The following is a 264-nucleotide window of genomic DNA, read 5'->3' as shown; positions in this document are numbered from 1 at the left end:
GTTGGTATCATCAGTAAATAGCTGTTCAGAAGGCTTTACAGATGACTCAAGATAAATGATCTGACCTGCACTGAAGTTAAAGCGTTCGACATTACTGCTATCGAATACACGCGTGGTTGCACCTACGGTGAATTGGTTGGCTTCAGCAATACGGTCATAACCTGAGTAACGGCGTGCTCTAAACAGACCAATAAAGTCATCTTGTAACTTAGCCGTATCGTACCAGCCAATTTGGCTTTGCTCTCTGTGTGGTGTGTAAAGGTA

General features: G+C 43.6%; 1 protein-coding gene. It reads right to left on the bottom strand.

Annotation, left to right across the window (positions count from 1 at the left end; genetic code table 11):
• A partial coding sequence (lptD, locus tag CWC11_RS21005) for an LPS assembly protein LptD (RefSeq protein WP_138684189.1) occupies nucleotides 1-264 on the bottom strand: 264 nt, incomplete at both ends.

The organism is Pseudoalteromonas sp. S3178 (assembly GCF_005886985.1).
Taxonomy (GTDB): Bacteria; Pseudomonadota; Gammaproteobacteria; order Enterobacterales; family Alteromonadaceae; genus Pseudoalteromonas; species Pseudoalteromonas carrageenovora.
This window is presented reverse-complemented; position numbering and strand designations above follow the sequence as displayed.